General features: G+C 42.7%; 12 protein-coding genes and 1 pseudogene. 10 read left to right on the forward strand and 3 right to left on the reverse strand.

Going from position 1 to position 18,897, the window contains the following annotated elements; genetic code table 11:
* Nucleotides 1-31: 31 nt before the first annotated feature.
* A complete protein-coding gene (locus tag VEB00_17280) occupies nucleotides 32-343 on the reverse strand; it encodes a hypothetical protein (GenBank protein ID HYF84759.1) in 312 nt (103 codons plus the stop codon).
* A 146-nt stretch (nucleotides 344-489) separates the two neighbouring features.
* Here VEB00_17280 and VEB00_17285 point away from each other — a divergent pair, with 146 nt between their 5' ends.
* The 4 genes and pseudogenes from VEB00_17285 (at nucleotide 490) to VEB00_17300 (ending at nucleotide 6,671) form a co-directional block, all read left to right on the forward strand.
* Nucleotides 490-1,746 (forward strand): 4Fe-4S dicluster domain-containing protein, encoded by a 1,257-nt coding sequence (locus VEB00_17285; GenBank protein HYF84760.1) that lies wholly within the window; start codon nucleotides 490-492, stop codon nucleotides 1,744-1,746.
* A gap of 68 nt (nucleotides 1,747-1,814) precedes the next feature.
* Nucleotides 1,815-2,030, forward strand: a pseudogene (locus tag VEB00_17290) (hypothetical protein).
* A gap of 64 nt (nucleotides 2,031-2,094) precedes the next feature.
* A complete protein-coding gene (locus VEB00_17295) occupies nucleotides 2,095-2,508 on the forward strand; it encodes a hypothetical protein (protein ID HYF84761.1) in 414 nt (137 codons plus the stop codon).
* A 197-nt stretch (nucleotides 2,509-2,705) separates the two neighbouring features.
* Entirely contained in the window at nucleotides 2,706-6,671 is a 3,966-nt protein-coding gene (locus VEB00_17300) for a 5'-nucleotidase C-terminal domain-containing protein (GenBank protein HYF84762.1), read from the forward strand.
* Nucleotides 6,672-6,725: 54 nt separating this feature from the next.
* Here VEB00_17300 and VEB00_17305 read toward each other — a convergent pair whose 3' ends face one another.
* Nucleotides 6,726-8,333, reverse strand: coding sequence for a gamma-glutamyltransferase family protein (locus VEB00_17305; protein HYF84763.1), 1,608 nt, complete (start codon nucleotides 8,331-8,333; stop codon nucleotides 6,726-6,728).
* A gap of 18 nt (nucleotides 8,334-8,351) precedes the next feature.
* A complete protein-coding gene (locus VEB00_17310) occupies nucleotides 8,352-10,538 on the reverse strand; it encodes a glycoside hydrolase family 3 N-terminal domain-containing protein (GenBank protein ID HYF84764.1) in 2,187 nt (728 codons plus the stop codon).
* A 494-nt stretch (nucleotides 10,539-11,032) separates the two neighbouring features.
* Here VEB00_17310 and mglB point away from each other — a divergent pair, with 494 nt between their 5' ends.
* The 6 genes from mglB (at nucleotide 11,033) to galT (ending at nucleotide 18,885) form a co-directional block, all read left to right on the forward strand.
* Nucleotides 11,033-12,091 (forward strand): galactose/glucose ABC transporter substrate-binding protein MglB, encoded by a 1,059-nt coding sequence (gene mglB, locus VEB00_17315; protein HYF84765.1) that lies wholly within the window; start codon nucleotides 11,033-11,035, stop codon nucleotides 12,089-12,091.
* A gap of 160 nt (nucleotides 12,092-12,251) precedes the next feature.
* The gene (mglA, locus tag VEB00_17320) at nucleotides 12,252-13,757 is read left to right on the forward strand and encodes a galactose/methyl galactoside ABC transporter ATP-binding protein MglA (protein HYF84766.1); all 1,506 of its coding nucleotides are present in this window, start codon (nucleotides 12,252-12,254) and stop codon (nucleotides 13,755-13,757) included.
* A gap of 83 nt (nucleotides 13,758-13,840) precedes the next feature.
* A complete protein-coding gene (mglC, locus tag VEB00_17325) occupies nucleotides 13,841-14,848 on the forward strand; it encodes a galactose/methyl galactoside ABC transporter permease MglC (protein ID HYF84767.1) in 1,008 nt (335 codons plus the stop codon).
* A gap of 32 nt (nucleotides 14,849-14,880) precedes the next feature.
* Nucleotides 14,881-16,044, forward strand: coding sequence for a galactokinase (locus tag VEB00_17330; GenBank protein HYF84768.1), 1,164 nt, complete (start codon nucleotides 14,881-14,883; stop codon nucleotides 16,042-16,044).
* Between the two features lie 78 nt (nucleotides 16,045-16,122).
* Complete coding sequence (galE, locus tag VEB00_17335) at nucleotides 16,123-17,115, forward strand: UDP-glucose 4-epimerase GalE (protein HYF84769.1); 993 nt, start codon at nucleotides 16,123-16,125, stop codon at nucleotides 17,113-17,115.
* 270 nt (nucleotides 17,116-17,385) lie between these two features.
* Nucleotides 17,386-18,885, forward strand: coding sequence for a UDP-glucose--hexose-1-phosphate uridylyltransferase (gene galT / locus VEB00_17340; protein HYF84770.1), 1,500 nt, complete (start codon nucleotides 17,386-17,388; stop codon nucleotides 18,883-18,885).
* Nucleotides 18,886-18,897: the final 12 nt, after the last annotated feature.

Below are 18,897 nucleotides of genomic sequence, written 5' to 3' on the forward strand. Positions count from 1 at the left end.
CCTTAAGGCTCTTTTTCTGTAGTAGGAGTTATCATCCAAGAAAGTCAGGGTTAGTCACATTGTCAGCCCTTATGGCTTTACGTTCAATAGTAAAATTTATTGTACTGTTGCGGTCGTCCAAGCTGCAGGGAAAGGTTGCTCCGCATTGCTCACACTTTAGGTACTCATGACTTTGCATAAGCTCTCTATTGTCAAACAAAAAAGGCAGCGCTTCGGGATCTATGCTCCATTGTCCTGTATCAGGAGTGTCAAGGTTGTAGCTGTACAAATAGGTTGCTTCACGTTTTACGGTGAAATGGGTGCCATTGCACTTTGTGCAGGTTAGAGACTCTTTTACTTTCAATTCAAATTCTTCCTTTCAGATGGGATTACGGTATAGAATAATGATTTTATTATCTCCCTATACTTTCTACGTATTACAAGTTTAATGGAATAATTTTTAAAATAATATGATATAATTTGGATAGCAAAACGTATTGGGGTGATTATATGTCTCACGTGGTCGGGAAGTCTGCATATAAGAGCTTGGAGGAGAGACTGAACAGGTTTCCCCAGGGAGCACCACCCTCTGAAACTCTATATAAAATCCTAAGCATGCTGTTTAGTGAAAAAGAGGCGGAGCTTGCAGCGCAACTGCCTATAAAGCCCTTTACAGCGAAAGCTGCCGCAGCAATATGGAAAATCAATGAGGTTCAGGCCCAGCTGATTCTGGAAGAGCTGGCCAGTAGGGCTATACTTCTTGATACTGAACATGAGGGAGTTCTGAAGTATGTGCTTCCCCCACCCATGGCAGGCTTTATAGAATTTTCGCTGATGAGGACCAGAGGTGACATAGACCAGAAGCTTTTAGGCGAACTATACTATCAGTATTTGAACGTGGAAGAGGATTTCATAAAGGAACTGTTTTTTGGTACCGAAACCAAGCTCGGAAGAGTTTTTGTACTAGAGGAAGTGCTTTCAAGGGATAATGAAGTTAACATATTGGATTTTGAAAGAGCCAGTCATATAATCAATAGCGCCTCTCACATTGGCATAAGCACTTGCTACTGCCGTCACAAAATGCAGCATGTAGGACGGGCATGTGACGCGCCTATGGAGATATGCATGACCTTCGATAATACGGCAGCTTCACTGATTAAGCATAATCATGCAAGAAAGGTTGATGCGGTTGAATGCATGGAGCTTTTGCACCAAGCCTATGAAAGCAAGCTTGTGCAATGCGGCGAAAATGTAAGAAGTGGCGTTACCTTCATATGCAATTGCTGCGGCTGCTGCTGCGAGGCGATGGTAGCAGCACGCAAGTTCGGCATGCTTCATCCGGTCCAGACCACAGGCTTTATACCCAGCGTAAGCGGAGACAAATGCATCGAGTGCGGCAAATGCATCAAAGCCTGCCCTATCGGGGTAATTGAAGCTGATGCTGCAAATAGCAAAGTCAGTATAAACAAAGAGGTGTGCCTGGGCTGTGGTATATGTGCGAGGTCTTGCCCAAGAAGTGCTATTGAATTGGAAAGACGCACAGAAAAAATTATCACACCTGTCAACTCCGTGCATAGAATAGTCCTAATGGCTATTGAAAAAGGCACGCTTCAAAACCTGATTTTTGACAACCACGCATTTGCAAGTCATAGAGCCATGGCTGCAATATTGTCTGCGATACTGAAGCTTCCGCCTTTAAAGCAGGTCATGGCAAGCAGGCAAATGAAGTCTGTGTACCTTGATAGATTGATAAGCAAATTAAGTTAATTATATATAGGAGGGCTTTTATGAAAAGAATTAGTGTGTTTGGGAGCAAACATTGACCGGACTGTGAACCTTTGAAAGAGTTTCTTTCAAATAATGGCGTTAACTTTGAATATATTGATATTACAGATAGTATGAGGGACCTGAAGATATATCTCAAGCTGCGGGATAGCAGATCTGAATTTGATGAAATAAAAAAGAGTGGCAGGGTAGGTATACCGTTTATAATGATTAATTATGGTGAAAAGTTTATATTTGATCAGCCTGAGTTGGATGAACTGAAATAATAATTCGCGGTAAACTTACTTGTTTGCCGCGAATTATTTTTATGTGTATGCAGAAAATAACTACATGAAAATAAGATTTTTTATATATGGACTGACTGGATGGGTAGCAGAGACGTTATTTACGGGATTCGGCTCCCTGCTTAGGGGGGACTTGACTATGCGAGCTTGGACCTATATATGGATGTTCCCTATATATGGTCTTATGGTTCTGCTCGAGCCGGTACACAACCGAATAAGGAATTTACCGGTTGTACTTAGGGGAGGTGTTTACACCATTCTTATATTTGGGATAGAATACACAACCGGTTGGATGCTTAGAGGGCTTATAGGGAGATGCCCGTGGAATTATGGCATGGGGCCGTATACGATTGATGGGTTAATAAACCTTTCTTTTATTCCGTTCTGGTTTTTGGGAGGGCTTTTATTTGAAAGGCTTCATGACTTTTTGACAAGAAAAAAAATACGATATTCGGACTGAGTGCAAAAATATGATGGAAGAGTATATCCATCATATTTTTTTATTATCCATTATTCGCTGGTATAAGCATATATATGACTTATACACCTTGCGGTTTAAGTCGAAAAATTATCCTTAGACCTTTATAGAATTAAGGATTGGCATGTAATAAAATATAGGTAATACCTAAATAAATACATATAAGGGGGTATATAACAGTGAGCCAAAAAATCAGAAAGCAAATCTGCATGTTTATGGTGTTTGTGTTCCTATTGGCATCCTTTCTTTACGCACCTCTAAACATTGCACAGGCTGAGGGGGAAGTAATAACAGTTGCAGAAGCCATTGCAAACAATTCGGGTACAGCAACGGTGGAGGGCTATATTGTAGCCCATACGTCAGGAAGCAAGAGCTTTGATTTCACAGCACCCTTTGCCAATGACTACAATGTTGCTTTGGCAGATTCTTCGACAGAGGATGATACTGCAAAACTTTTATCAGTTCAACTAACAACAGCATTTAGAGCAGAGTTTGGATTATTGAGCAATCCCGGAAATATCGGGAAAAAGATTCTTGTCACCGGAGATTTACTGGCGTATAATTCCGTGCCGGGACTCAAAAATCCAACTGCAATGGAATTTGTCGGAGACGTTGAACCTCCAGAAGATCCGGAACAGGTTTCGATTGTCGATGCAAAAGCCATGGTTGGGCAGACTGTTATAGTAAAAGGGGTAGTGACTGCAGATAATTCAGCAATCGGAGGAGGGAAGCTTTCCACTTACATACAGGATGAGACCGCAGGTATTAATGTTTTTGCATATGACCCTTCTGGTTACCCTGACCTTCTAGAGGGAGACCTGATCCGTGTCACGGGTGAAATCCAGGAATACAAGGAGCTAACCGAGATAGTTCCTGAGATAGACGGAATAGAAGTGCTTCAAACTGGTCAACCGCTCCCGGAAGTAAGCCAAATCACCATTGCAGACCTGAATGATGCCGCTTTGGCAGAGCCCCTGGAAGGCCAGCTGGTGAAAGTGTCGGGATACATTGAAGAAGTACCGGCAGCTCCAGCGGGAGGCGGCTACAACATTTCCATAATAGATGAAGCTTTTAATGGAACGACGCTTCGAGTTATGGAAGGCTCACTTGATGTAAGCAATATTCAACTGAATGATTGGTATGAAATTATTGGGATTCTAAGCCAGTATAATACCTATCAATTGATCCCAAGAAAAGCTGATGACCTTGTGCCCTCAAATCCCCAACCGGAGGATCCGTCTGCTTCAGGGGAATATAACTCAGCAATTGCCAGTATAGTGGATGGTGATACTCTTCATCTGACAACACCGGTGCTTGGTATAACTAAGGTAAGGTTCGTAAATGTGGATGCACCGGAGACATACGATTATCCTCTGGCAACGGATGCTGACATAAGTCAGAAGGAACATGGTGAAGCAGCAAAGGCATATCTAAATACGCTTTTAGAAGCCGGAGATGAAGTAATAATAAAGGTTGGAGAAGAAGCCACAGATGACTATGGGCGTCTATTAGCCCAAGTAATAAGAAAATCCGATGGCTTGAATATAAACCTTGAAATGGTGGAAGAAGGCTATGCATCAAGCTATTTCATATGGCCTATAGGCGATGATTATGAAGTATATTCGCAGGCTGCCAAGACTGCCTATGATGCAAGACTGGGAATTTGGAATGAGACAAATCCTCTCTTGGAGCTGCCTTTCGTATTCAGGGCAAGGGAGCAGGGAAAGGGCCTGTTGAGGTATGTGGGCAATTATTATACCGGGAAGTATGTAGTCCCAGAGGAGTGGGCAAAGATACCTGTCGAGGCAAGAGTATTCTTCGTATCTGCTGAAGAAGCAGAGGCGAATGGGTATGCACCAATGGGAGATGAGGTGCAGGAAAATATCAAGGTTCAAATCTTGGGAGCAAATGACCTGCACGGTAAGATAGATGTTACATCAACGGTAACAGTTCGTCCGGGCGTAAGCTTCGGAAGAGCGGATTATCTTGCAGCTTACCTGCGGCAGAGAGAAGCTGACAATCCCAATACCTTTATCATCCACTCCGGCGATATGATAGGCGGAAGCTCTCCTGTATCGGCACTGCTGCAGGATGAACCCACAGTGGAAATAATGGAGTCTATTGGATTTGATGTAGGAACAATAGGTAATCACGAGCTGGATGAAGGTATAGATGAGCTGCTGCGAATAGTTAATGGTGGGGAACATGAGAATGGAACTGACGACTATGATGGAATGAATTTCCCGTTAATTGCGGCTAATATTGAGTATAAAGACAGTGGCGAGCTGGTTTTTGAACCCTATGAAATAAAAGAAGTGGACGGAGTAAAGATAGGCTTCATAGGAGTTGCCACAACCGCCACTCCAGCGAATGTAATGCCCGAGGGCATAGCAAACCTGGTCTTCACCGATGAGGCAGATGCTATTGATAAATATGTATCTGAGCTTCAAGCCCAGGGAATAGAAGCAATTATAGTGATTGCACATGTTTCCGGTGAACAGGATGGGGATTCGGTCAAGGGGGTAATTTCTGGAATTGCGAATAGTATAAGTGATGCAGTTGATGTCGTTTATTCAGGCCACAGCCATACGAGAGTGGACGGTTTGGTGGACAGCAAGCTCATAGTTCAGGCATGGGAATATGGCAATGCATTTGCAGACATCGATCTGGAAATAGACCCGGTTACAAAGGATGTAGTGAGTAAATCCGCAGAGATTGTTGAAGTAATACAGGGGCAGATAGAGCCTGACAATGAAGTTGCTGCTATTCTCGAAAAATATGAACAGGAAGTAGCGTCAAAAGTAAATGCAGAAGTAGCAACATCGGATTTTCCTATGCTGAAGGGATACCCTACAAAGGGAGTAATAGGTGACATGGCACTTGGAAATTTCATAGCAGATGGGATGAAATATGTCATGAATGCTGATTTTGCACTTATGAATGGCGGGGGCGTTCGAGATAATATTGATGCCGGACCTGTCACATGGGGAGAATTGTTTAATGTCCAGCCCTTTGGAAATACTCTGGTGAAAGTAGACGTGACGGGACAGCAGCTTGAGGAAATATTAAATGCTATGATTAGTCCCAGCTACGGTCCCGATTCCTTTATTGGAGGCGCCCGATATACCTGGAGTACAGCAACAAACAAGATAGTTAATTTGTATGATGAAGACGGGAAAAAGCTTGATCCAGATACAACATACTCATTGGTAGTAAACAATTACATGTATACTCAGACAACAAATAAATACAAGCTGATAAAGATATATGGACAGAATTTTGAGCAAGGTCCTGAAGATATTACTGCCACTGTTGAATTTGCGAAGAGTTTTACTGACCCTATTCGCTATGAAGCGGATGGAAGAATGAGCACAGATTTAACAGCGCCTGTTACAACCTATATAGTGCCAGAAGGAGCAGTTGGAGAGGGCATATATAACAATCAGAATGTCAGGATCTCCTTTGCTGCTGCGGATACAGGCATTGGTGTTAAGAACATATTGTATCGGCAAAATGGCGGTGAATGGGCTGAAGGCATAGAAGCTGTTGTTGCTGCTGAGGGAAGAAACGTATTGGAGTTTAAATCAATAGATAAGGTATATAACGAGGAGGCAACACAGGCTGTTATAGTTAATATTGACAAGACTGCTCCAATCATTGCAGCACCGGATAGAATTGAGATTTATCATTATGAAGCACTGGAGACAAGGATTGAAGCTGCTGATTCTTTTAGCGGACTGCAGAAACTAACAGTAACCCTTGATGGAGATCCTGTCAGTGCGGAAATAACTGCAGCACCACTGACTCTTGCTCTTGGAAGCCACAGAATTGATGTGACCGCAATAGACAGGGCAGGTAATGCGGCAATTAAAACAATTACAGTGGAAGTAATTACGGATACCAATCACCTGGATGAGCTTCTGAACAAAGGCTTGGAGCTAAAGCTCATCAGTGACAATGGAATATACAACGGACTGATGGCAAAGGTGGAAGCTGCTCAAGGAGCGGCAGATGACAAAACAAGGTCGAATATTCTGAATGCCCTGCTTAACCAGGTCAAGGCACAGTCAGGTATAAAGATTGAAAAAGGTTTTGCGGACTTGCTGATTGGCGATATTTCCAGTATTCGAAACAGCTTAAAATAGCAGTAAAAAGGAGTAGATGATAATTCATCTACTCCTTTGATATTATTTTAAAAATCACCAGACCGCAATTGCACCATCGGCCCGAGGCTCAGTGCCGCCGACCATTACGCCCTGCCCATCGCGCCAGATTATTTGACCTCTTCCGAAACTTTCAGAATCAGAAATTACTCTTACATTATGTCCTTTATTTATCAAGCCCTCTATTGCCTCAGGTGAAAAACCCTGCTCCACGTCTATGCTCTTTTCGTTAATCCACTGCCATCTAGGTGCATCCAAACAATCCTGAGGGTTCATATGAAAGTCTACAGTGTTCATTATTACTTGGACATGACCTTGAGGCTGCATAAAGCCACCCATTACCCCAAAAGGACCTATTGGGTTGTTTCCTTTGGTAAGGAACCCGGGGATTATTGTATGATAAGGCTTCTTGCCCGGGGCAAAGCAGTTTTCATGGGAAGGATCCGCCGAAAAATTACAGCCCCTGTTGTGCAGGCTTATGCCCGTTCCCGGTATTACAATACCTGAACCGAAGCCCATATAATTGCTTTGGATAAATGAGACCATATTGCCTTCTTCATCTGCCGCAGCCAAATATACGGTGCCGCTTTTTGCGGGCTGCCCCGGCATAGGCATTACCGCTTCATTGCCAATGCATTCTCTTCTTGCGGCAGCAAAATCATCTGAAAGCAGCTGGTTAACTGATACCCTCATATTCCTGCGGTCAGCAATGTATCTGCATCCATCGGCATATGCAAGCTTCATCGCCTCTAGCTGCCTATGATATGTCTCGATTGAATCCTTTTCTGAAAAATCATAACCCTTGAGGATATTCAAGGCCATTAAAGCAACAATTCCATGTCCGTTTGGAGGGATTTCCCACACATCATAGCCGCGGTAATTGATACTTACAGGCTCTACCCACTCTGGTTCAAAAGTCTGCAAATCAGCTTTTGATATATATCCTCCGCTTTTATTGGCGAAGTCAGTTATTCTCTCAGCCAAGTCCCCTCGATAAAAAGACTCTGCATTTGTTTCACCAATAGCTTGCAAGGTTCTTCCGTGTGCAGGAGAACCCCATAGCTCGCCTGCCCTGGGTGACCTACCCATGGGTGCGAAGGTTTCAAACCAAGGCTGGAACATTTCATCTTTTAAAGCTATTTTATACGTCTGATAAGCTTTTCTCCAGGATATTGCAACAGTGGGTGCAACAGGATACCCTTCAATAGCATAAGCCACAGCTGGGGTTAAGGTTTTTGCAAGGGAGAGCCTTCCAAAACGAGATGACAGGGCAGCCCATGCAGAAGGGGTGCCTGGTACGGTGACGGGTATCCAACCATGCTTGGGTATCCCCCGACTCTCTACTTTATTAATGACATCTTGAGGAATAGAGGCGGGGGAGGGTCCGCTGGCATTCAATCCGTAGAGTTTTCCCTTTGACCACACCAGAGCAAAAGCATCTCCTCCAATACCATTGGAGGTAGGCTCAACTACTGTCAGGCATGCAGCAGTCGCGACAGCTGCATCTATGGCATTGCCGCCTTTTTTTAGTACTTCCAGACCTGCTTGCGCTGCCAGGGGATGAGAGGTAGCAACCATGCCTTTTCTTCCGTATATAATATTCCTTCTTGAAGGATAGCTGTATTTATGGGCATCAAAATCCATTTGCTATTCACCTTACCTTCATATTACTTCAATAATAGCACTCAAAAGATCCTCGTCTCTGGAGGAGCTGCCTATCATTAACTTGAACTCTCCGGGCTCTATGACAATCTTGTTATCACTATTAACAAGGGAAAGCAAGGATATGGGGATTGTGATTTCAGCAGTCCTTGTTTCCCCTGGCTTCAGAGTTACACGGGTAAAGCCCTTTAACTCCTTTGCGGGGGTAGTGACCGAGCTATAAATATCATTGACATATAGCTGCACAATCTCTGAACCTTCATATATTCCTGAGTTGTGAACCTCAACTGATACTGTGAGGTCATCAGCTGCAGTAATTCTGGATGAAGAAACTTTAAGATTTGAATACTTATAATAATTATAGGACAGTCCAAAACCAAAAGCAAACAATGGTTCAGCTGTCATCTCTACGTAGCTGTTCCCATGCCAGCCCGGCAGCTGATTGTAATATACCGGCAGCTGGCCTACATGCCTTGGAAAGGATATTGCCAATTTACCGCTGGGGTTATAATCTCCAAAGAGTATGGATGCTACTGCATTTCCACCCTCCATTCCAGGATTCCAGGCTTCAAGGATTGCATCTGCATTCTCTTTTACCCAGGGTATAGTAAGGGGTTTGCCATTTATAAGTATCACTACCAAGGGCTTTCCTGTATTTTTAAGTGCCTCAAGCAGCTGCAGCTGAGCTCCTGTCAGATTCAGCTCCACTCTGTCGCGAGTTTCCCCATTGAGTGTAACATCATCACCTACAACAGCAATAATTACATCTGACTCCCCAGCTATTTCCAAGGCTTGCTTTATGCGACGGTCATTTTCGCTGTGTATATCGCAGCCTTTTTCATAAACCACTTCTATGGTATCCCCTGCGCGCTTTCTTAAACCTTCAAACACAGTAACTATAGAACTGATATCATATCCAGGATGGTAATCCAGCATAGGTGACTCAGCCCTGGATAAATCCCTGGCGCCGAAAGACCAGTCCCCCAACTGAGCCTGTACATCATTACAATTAGGGCCTATTAGAGCTATTTTCTTGATTTCTTTTGACAACGGCAGTATATTATTTTCATTTTTAAGGAGGACTATTGACTCGAGCGAAGTTTTACGAGCAGCAGCTTTATGACTGTCACAGCCAATGATTTCATGGGCTGTGGCTGTATCAGGGAAACGCTTGTCATCGAATAAGCCTAACTTGAATTTTAGCTCAAGTATACGATGGCAAGCTTCATCGATATATTCTTCCTTAATAATTCCATCTTTAACGAGCTTTAATGCGGCATCATAGAATTCCGGCGTTGACATTATCATGTCGTTGCCTGCATGTACAGCTATTTCACATGCCTCTTCCATGTTTGAAGCAACTTTCTGGGTGGCATGAAGCCAGCCCACATTATTCCAGTCTGTGACTACGAAGCCTTCAAACCCCCATTCCTCCTTCAGTACCGTCTTTAGCAGCCATTCGTTTGCAGAACAGGGTACACCGGATATCGCATTATAGCCTGCCATGAAGGTTGCACAGCCTGCTTCTGCTGCTGCTTTGAAAGGAGGCAGGAATATGGAGCGGAGCTTTCGTTCTGAGACTTCTGCCTCTGAGGAATCCCTTCCTCCCAAGGTCTCTCCATAGGCGGCATAATGCTTTGCGCAAGCAAGTATGCTGAAGGGGTCCTTGAGGCTGCTTCCCTGATAGCCTTTTATCATAGCTGAAGCAAGGATGCCAATAAGATGAGGATCTTCTCCAAAGGTTTCGTCTATACGGCCCCACCTAGTGTCCCTTCCAATGCACAGAACTGGCGAAAAAGTCCAGTGAAGTCCGGTAAGTATGACCTCTTGCGCTGTTATGCGAGCGACCTCCTCCAAAAGTCCGGGGTTCCAGCTGGAGGCCATTGCAAGCTGTGAAGGGAATACAGTAGCTCCGCTCTGAAAAGCATGACCATGAATGGCATCAATGCCAAATAATATTGGAATTCCTAATCTGGTTTGGGCTGCCAGCTTTTGCAGACGGATAGGGGCATCTCCAGTAACATGCAGAAATGATCCGATATGTCTTTCGAATATCCACATCTCAGGGTCGGTTCTTCCATCCACCTGACACATTTGTCCGACTTTTTCCTCGATGGTCATTCTTGCAAGCAGGTCTTTCGTCCTCACTGAGGACATAAAGGCAGAATTCTTGTACACCTCTGACATAGAAATTATCCTCCTTGTCGTCACATACACATTATTCTTACATATATATTAATTTGAAAGAAAAAGCTTGGATAGAAATAATTGCTTAAATAAGTAGCAGAGGCATTAATTAGTTGCTAGCTGATAGGTATTATTATGAGGTGGAAGAGGTATTCTTAAATTTTTACCCAATCATCATAAAAAAGTACAGAATTTTACTAAAGTTTTACTAAAAATATAGCTTGAATTTTATTAATATATGTGAAATATTCCATTTTGTGGAACTCATAATTTGCTAAATTTCGCTTGAAAAAACTACATTTAAATATTTTACATTATCTATTATGCGCTGATATCTAGCCGTTTGTCAACTTGTAATAGCACAAATTTAAACAAAAATTTTGACTATGATTGAATTGAAAAAATATATTGACAATTAACTAAAATTTTAGTAGATTTTTAATTAGAAAGGTCACTCAAACATGAGTAACCAAAATATAAAGGGGGAAGTATCAGTGAAAAGAATTCTTGCATTAGTACTTGCGTTAACTCTTGTATTCTCACTGGCAGCATGTGCTCCAAAGCCAGCTCCAGCAGCAGCACCAGGAGAGGCTGCAGCAGCACCAGCAGCAACAAAACCTACAATCGGTGTTACAATCTATAAGTATGACGACAACTTCATGTCCTTCGTAAGAAGAGCAGTAGAAAAGAGTGCAGGGGACAAAGCAGATCTTATAATGAATGACTCACAGAACAACCAGTCAACTCAGAACGAACAGGTTGACATGATGATTTCAAAGGGTGTAAAAGCACTTGCAATCAACCTGGTTGACCCACAGGCAGCTTCAACAATAGTTTCAAAAGCTAAAGCTGCTAATCTCCCAGTTATATTCTTCAACAAAGAGCCAAGCGCTGATGTATTGGCTAGCTATGACAAAGCTTGGTACGTTGGAACTACTTCTTCAGAATCCGGCGTAATGCAGGGTAAAGTTATTGTTGATGCTTGGAAAGCAAATGCTAAGCTTGACAAGAACGGCGACGGCAAAATGTCATATGTTCTCTTAAAGGGCGAACCTGGACATCCAGACGCAGAAGCTAGAACTAAATTTGCAGTTGACGAAGTTAAGAACGCAGGCATCCAGATTGAAGAGCTTGAGCTCCAGACTGGTATGTGGGACAGCGTAAAGGGCAAAGAATTAATGGACGCTTGGATAGCTAAGCATGGCGACAAGATAGAAATGGTTATCTGCAACAACGACGCAATGGCACTTGGTGCTGTTCAGTCCTTGAAGGCAAACGGATACTTCGTTGGCGACAAGTACATGCCTGTAGTAGGCGTTGACGCTATCCCTGACGCATTAGAGCAGATAAAGAGCGGTCTTATGCTCGGTACAGTACTTAACGATGCTAAGAACCAGGGCGGCGCTACTGCTGATTTAGCTATTAATGCTGCTAACGGCAAGGATCCATTGGATGGAACACAGTGGAAGCTCGACGACAAAAAGGCTGTTCGTGTACCATACGTTCAGATCACAAAGGACAACTTGAACATAGCTGAAGAGGCTTATAAATAATAGTAAAAATTAGCAATTAGTATTATAATGAAAACAAGGATGCATAAGCATGCATCCTTGTTTTTACAAATTTGGGTGACCTCGACGCAAACGATAAAACCCAAATGAGGAGGCTCAGAGCCTCCGAGATTCCCGAAGCATATAGAATGGGGTGTAGCCTATGAATAGTAATGATAGGTATTTACTTGAAATGATCAACATATCCAAGGAATTCCCTGGCGTAAAGGCGTTGGACAATGTACAGCTCAAAGTGCGCAAGGGTACAGTTCATGCTCTGATGGGTGAAAATGGAGCGGGCAAATCGACTCTAATGAAATGTCTATTTGGTATATACCATGCTGACAGCGGTGAAATATACCTTGAAGGAAAGAAAGTCAGCTTCTTATATGCAAAACAAGCGCTGGATAGCGGTGTATCAATGGTGCACCAGGAACTGAACCAGGTAAAGCAGCGTAATATCATGGATAATATCTGGTTGGGACGTTACCCTAAAAAGGGACTTTTTATAGATGAAGAAAAGATGTATGTAGATACAAAGAAGATTTTCGAAGATTTGGATATTCAACTTGACCCACGTATGAAGGTAGGCAAATTAACAGTTTCGGAGATGCAAACGGTTGAAATTGCAAAGGCTGTTTCATATAATTCAAAGGTTATAGTAATGGATGAACCTACTTCATCCCTTACTGAAAGGGAAGTTAACCATCTGTTCAAGATAATCAGAGCTTTGAAAGAAAAAGGAGTAGGGATTATCTATATATCTCATAAGATGGAGGAAATACTGAAGATCTCTGATGAGGTCACGATTATGCGTGATGGAAAATGGGTAGCAACAAAGCTTGCTGGTGAACTAACAACAGATATAATTATAAAGCTCATGGTAGGCCGTGACCTGACCAACCGTTTCCCGGAGAAAACCAATAGACCGGGGGAGACGATTCTGAAGGTTGAGAACCTTACGGCGACATATCAGCCCTCTATACAGGATGTTTCCTTTGATCTTCGAAAGGGAGAGATTCTGGGGATAGCGGGACTGGTAGGCTCCAAGCGTACCGAAATTGTTGAAGCCTTATTCGGAATAAGACATAAAGCCTCTGGTAAAATTTCTATACATGGCAAGGAAGTTAAGAATCAGACTTCACAGGATGCTATAGACAACGGATTTGCATTAGTTACTGAAGAGCGCCGAACAACGGGCATATATGCAATGCTGAATGTAAACTTCAATTCAACTATCGCTAATATGGACAGGTATATTAACAAAACCGGCTTATTTAACGATAGCAAAGCCAAAGAAGATACCAAGTGGGTAATTGACAGTATGAGTGTGAAAACGCCTTCACAAAAGACATTGATAAACTCATTATCCGGTGGTAATCAACAGAAGGTCATACTGGGAAGATGGCTGCTCACAGAGCCGGAAATCCTTATGCTGGATGAGCCGACTCGAGGTATTGATGTTGGCGCAAAGTATGAGATATACCAGCTGATGATTGACCTTGCCAACAAGGGTAAGGGAATTATAATGGTTTCTTCAGAAATGCCGGAGCTTCTGGGCATTGCAGACAGAATACTTGTAATGAGCAATGGCCGGGTTGCCGGAATAGTAGAAGCCAAGGATACCGATCAAGAAGAGATTTTGCGCTTGACAGCCAAGTTTCTATAGGATAAGGAGTGATAAAGGTGTTAGGTTCGTTTTTTAATAAAATAAAAAAAGTTTTAGGCTCATTTTTTAATAAAGTAAAGAACATTAGGATAAAAGATATACTGCCATGGGTGATGAACAATGCAATTTTTGTTATACTATTATTCCTTTTAACAGTGATAATTGTCATCTCTCCGGATTTCGTCACAATACTTAACTTCCGTAACATATTATCCCAGGCATCGACACGTATTATAATTGCTTTAGGTATAGGCGGACTCATCGTCACACAGGGTACCGACCTTTCGGCAGGTCGTTTGGTAGGTCTGGCAGCAGTCATAAGTGCTTCAATGCTGCAGGCACCTGAATACGTGTATCGTATGTATCCTAATCTGCCACAGCTTCCAGTAATAGTGCCAATATTGGTTGTTGCGGTTGTTTGCGGATTTTTTGGACTGATTAACGGTTTTGTTGTAGCAAAGCTTAATGTTACACCATTTATAGCCACATTAGGCTCAATGATTATCATATATGGTGTAAACTCAATATACTTTGACCGTCCTCCTTATGGGGCACAGCCTATAGGCGGTCTTGATGAAAGATTCATGCATTTTGCCCAGGGCAGCTTTAATATCGGTGGTTTTCTTATACCATACCTGGTTATTTATGCTACCATTGCTACGATATTTATGTGGATATTATGGAATAAGACCCGTTTCGGTAAAAATATATTTGCAGTTGGAGGCAATCCTGAAGCTGCTGTTGTATCCGGAGTAAACCTTGTAAAGACTTTACTGATTGTATATACACTGGCAGGGGCTATGTACGGATTTGCAGGTGCTTTGGAAGCAGGCCGTGTAGGAAGTGCTACCAACAACACCGGTAACATGTATGAGTTGGATGCTATTGCAGCCTGCGTAGTAGGCGGGGTATCCTTCAGCGGTGGTATTGGTACAGTCAGTGGAATTGTAATAGGGGTTCTGATATTCCAGGTAATCAACTATGGTTTAGCATTTATAGGGGTTAACCCTTACCTGCAGTATATTATAAAAGGTCTGATCATAATAACTGCAGTAGCTATAGACACAAGGAAATATATTAAGAAGAGATAACATAGTCTGGAATTTTGTTTAGGGGTGTTTCAATGAATGTGGATGTATTGATAGATGAATTTAAAGATTTATTTGGTATAATAGAAGATGTATATAAGTTCTTTGCACCCGGTCGAGTGAATTTGATTGGCGAACATACAGATTATAACGGTGGACACGTATTTCCGTGTGCTTTGACCTTTGGGACCTATGCAATTGCTCATAAAAGGCAGGACTCGAAGCTGAGGCTGTTCTCAAAGAATTTTGAGAGTCTGGGCATTATTGATGCCGATATAAGCAGCTTGGTTTATGATAAAGCTCATGATTGGGCCAATTACCCTAAGGGAATAGTAAAGACCTTTAAGGATGCAGGGTTTAACATTGATAAGGGACTGGACATAATGTTCTTTGGAAATATCCCAAATGGAGCAGGCTTGTCTTCCAGCGCATCTATTGAACTGGCAACCAGCGTTGCTATAAAGAGTTTATTTCAATTGAATGTTGATATGATTGGAATGGTAAAGCTTAGCCAGAGATCGGAAAACAAGTTCAATGGAGTTAACTGCGGAATAATGGATCAGTTCGCCTGCGGCATGGGAAGAAAAAATCATGCAATGCTTTTGAATACCACTACCTTGGGATATAAATATGTTCCGGTAAACATGGAGGGCGTATCCATAGTCATAGCTAATACCAACAAACGCCGAGGTTTGGCGGATTCCAAATATAACGAGAGAAGAAGCCAGTGCGAGGGTGCCCTGTCTGCACTGCAGCAGAAGCTCCAGATATCCTCTCTTGGAGATTTGGATGAAGAAGAGTATGAGAAGAATAAGTATTTGATAGTCGACGAAGCTCAAAGAAAGCGTGCCAAGCATGCAGTGTATGAAAACCAGCGAACCATTAAAGCTGTGAAGGCATTGGATGAAGGGGACATAATGAGCTTTGGTCAACTGATGAACGCTTCACATATCTCATTAAGGGATGATTACGAGGTTACCGGCGTTGAGCTTGACACTTTGGTGTCGGCAGCATGGAGCAACGGTGCGATAGGGTCAAGGATGACAGGTGCAGGCTTTGGGGGCTGTACTGTAAGTTTGGTTCACAACGAGGGCATTCCCGGCTTCGTTGAAAAGGTTGGTATGGAATACTTGGACAAAATAGGGTACAAGGCAGATTTCTATGTGGCTTCAATAGGTGACGGAGCCAGACAAATATAAGTTTTTTGCAAGAGGTGGTTTTTCTTTAAACTGCCTCTTGTTGCACATTTAAAAAGGTTTTATAGGGAGGGTTTTGTTATGGCGGTTTTAGTATGCGGAGGTGCAGGCTATATAGGTTCCCATTGTGTTTATGGCCTTATTGACAAAAAGGAAGAGGTTGTTGTAGTTGATAATCTCCAGACAGGTCATAGTGATGCAGTACACAAAAAAGCTAAATTCTATAAAGGTGATATAAGGCACAGGGAATTCCTGGACAAGGTTTTCAAAGAAAACAAAATTGATGCTGTGATTCATTTTGCGGCAAATTCATTGGTAGGAGTTAGCATGAAGGAGCCGCTGGCGTATTATGACAATAATGTTCATGGCACGCAAGTCCTGTTAGAGGCTATGAGCAAGCATCAGGTTGATAAAATTGTCTTTTCATCCTCAGCAGCAACTTATGGAGAACCTGAGAGCATTCCGATACTTGAGACTGACAGGACACTGCCGACCAACCCTTACGGAGAAACAAAGCTTGCAATGGAAAAAATGATGAAGTGGGCGGATAATGCTCATGGCATAAAATATATAGCGCTTAGATATTTTAATGTGGCCGGAGCCCATGAAAATGGGATAATAGGTGAGGATCATGACCCTGAGACCCACTTGATACCACTTATACTCCAGGTACCTCTTGGAAAGCGCGAAAGCATTGCTATATATGGCGATGATTATGATACTAATGACGGCACCTGCATAAGGGACTATATCCATGTGATGGACTTGGTGGATGCGCATATCCTTGCTCTCAACAGCTTGAGAGAAGGGTCAGCAAGTGCAGTGTACAACCTTGGAAACGGTGAAGGGTTTTCAGTAAAGGAAATGGTAGAAGCAGCCAGGAGGGTAACGAATCACCCGATACCGGCAGTACTATGCCCAAGAAGAGCTGGAGATCCCTCCACCCTTATTGCCTCCAGCAAAAAAGCCAAAGAGAAGCTGGGTTGGGAGCCAAGCTTCAATAAGGTAGATGATATAGTAGCTTCAGCCTGGAAGTGGCATAAGAACAATCCCTCAGGGTTTGAGAAGAAATAAATTACTGCAAAGCTTGGGTATTCCTTGCAGGTAGAGGAACGGGTACCACGGATTTCCTTCGGAAAAACACTGAAACCCACTGAATACACGGCGAATAAAATATTTATATATAAATGATATTCGATAACGAGGCATGTATCGAAATTTACTAATGTAGCTATATCGTATATAATACTTAACCGTGATATTCCGTAGGAATCCGTGGAAATTCCGTGTGTTCCGTGGTACCCGTTCCCTTCGCCGCATCTTTTAAATAGAGGTGATTTTCAATTGAACATATACAAACAGATAAAACGCCTTATAAACTATGGTTTGGATAAAGGCTTGATAAATAAGGAAGATGAACTATATGTACGCAACAGACTTCTGGAGATTTTGAAGCTTGACGAGTATGAGGATATTGAGGCAGATACCGAAAAACTTACGAATCCACACCCGATTTTGGATGAAATCCTGGACTATGCCTATGAAAAGGGAGTGCTTGGTGAAAATACCGTCACTTATAGGGACTTGCTGGATACCAAACTTATGGACTGCTTCATGCCCCGACCCAGTGAGGTGATAAGAAAGTTCTACAGCGACTATGAAAAATCCCCGGTGACAGCTACTTATAATTACTATGGCATGTCAATAGCATCAAACTATATTAGAACGGAGCGTACAAGCAAAAACGCGAGCTGGAAAGCTGATACAGCTTTTGGAGAACTGGATATCACAATAAATCTCTCAAAGCCGGAAAAGGACCCTATAGCTATTGCCGCCTCAAAGAATATAAGAGCCACTTCTTATCCAAAATGTCTTTTATGTAAGGAAAATGAGGGATTTGCCGGCACGTTGAATCATCCGGCAAGACATAACCATAGGATTATACCTTTGGAGCTGTGCGAAGAAAAATGGTTTTTGCAATACTCGCCATATGTTTATTATAATGAGCATTCAATAGTATTCAAGGATAGTCATGAACCCATGAGGATTTCTAAAACCACCTTTGACAGGCTCTTGGAGTTTATTGAAAAGTTTCCGCACTATTTCATAGGATCCAATGCAGATTTGCCCATTGTAGGAGGCTCTATACTTACACATGACCATTTCCAGGGGGGCAACTATAAGTTTGCGATGGAAACCGCATCGGTCCTTAAAGAGGTCAGCATCAAAGACTATGAGGACGTAGAAGCTTGTATTGTCAATTGGCCGATGTCAGTTATACGAATAAGAAGTGGTAATAGAGAACGGCTCTCAGCGCTGGGAGGAAAAATCCTTGAAGCTTGGAGGAAATACAGTGACGAAAGTGTTGACATAATAGCGGAAACACAGGGTGAGCCGCATAACACCATTACGCCGATAGCAAGATATTCGAAGGGAAAGTTTGAGCTGGACTTGGTATTGAGAAATAACAGAACCAATGAGGAGCACCCCCTTGGAATATTCCATCCTCACAGCGAGGTTCACCACATAAAGAAGGAAAATATCGGACTTATAGAGGTTATGGGACTTGCAGTGCTGCCGGCCAGACTTATAAATGAGCTGAAGCTTCTGGAAGCTTGCCTTATGGGAACTGAAAGCATTGAGCAGCATGAAGAGCTGGAGCAGCATAGGCATTGGTTCCTGCAGCTTAAGGAGAAATATGGCAATACTGATATTGATATGGATAAAGTGCTGAGAACGGAAGTCGGGAAGGTATTTGAGAAGGTGCTTCTGGATGCAGGGGTATTCAAGCTGGACAGCAAAGGTCTGGAAGCTTTCTCAAGATTCATTAATTCAATAAGGTAGGTGTTTTGAATG

Source organism: Clostridia bacterium, from assembly GCA_035628995.1.
GTDB lineage: Bacteria > Bacillota > Clostridia > Lutisporales > Lutisporaceae > BRH-c25.

Coding starts and splice junctions, on each gene's coding strand:
- VEB00_17295 (HYF84761.1), top strand. CDS start 2,095: ATGAAAATAAGATTTTTTATATATGGACTGACTGGATGGGTAGCAGAG.
- mglA (HYF84766.1), top strand. CDS start 12,252: ATGAATAGTAATGATAGGTATTTACTTGAAATGATCAACATATCCAAG.
- VEB00_17285 (HYF84760.1), top strand. CDS start 490: ATGTCTCACGTGGTCGGGAAGTCTGCATATAAGAGCTTGGAGGAGAGA.
- VEB00_17330 (HYF84768.1), top strand. CDS start 14,881: ATGAATGTGGATGTATTGATAGATGAATTTAAAGATTTATTTGGTATA.
- VEB00_17310 (HYF84764.1), bottom strand. CDS start 10,538: ATGTCAGAGGTGTACAAGAATTCTGCCTTTATGTCCTCAGTGAGGACG.
- VEB00_17305 (HYF84763.1), bottom strand. CDS start 8,333: ATGGATTTTGATGCCCATAAATACAGCTATCCTTCAAGAAGGAATATT.
- galE (HYF84769.1), top strand. CDS start 16,123: ATGGCGGTTTTAGTATGCGGAGGTGCAGGCTATATAGGTTCCCATTGT.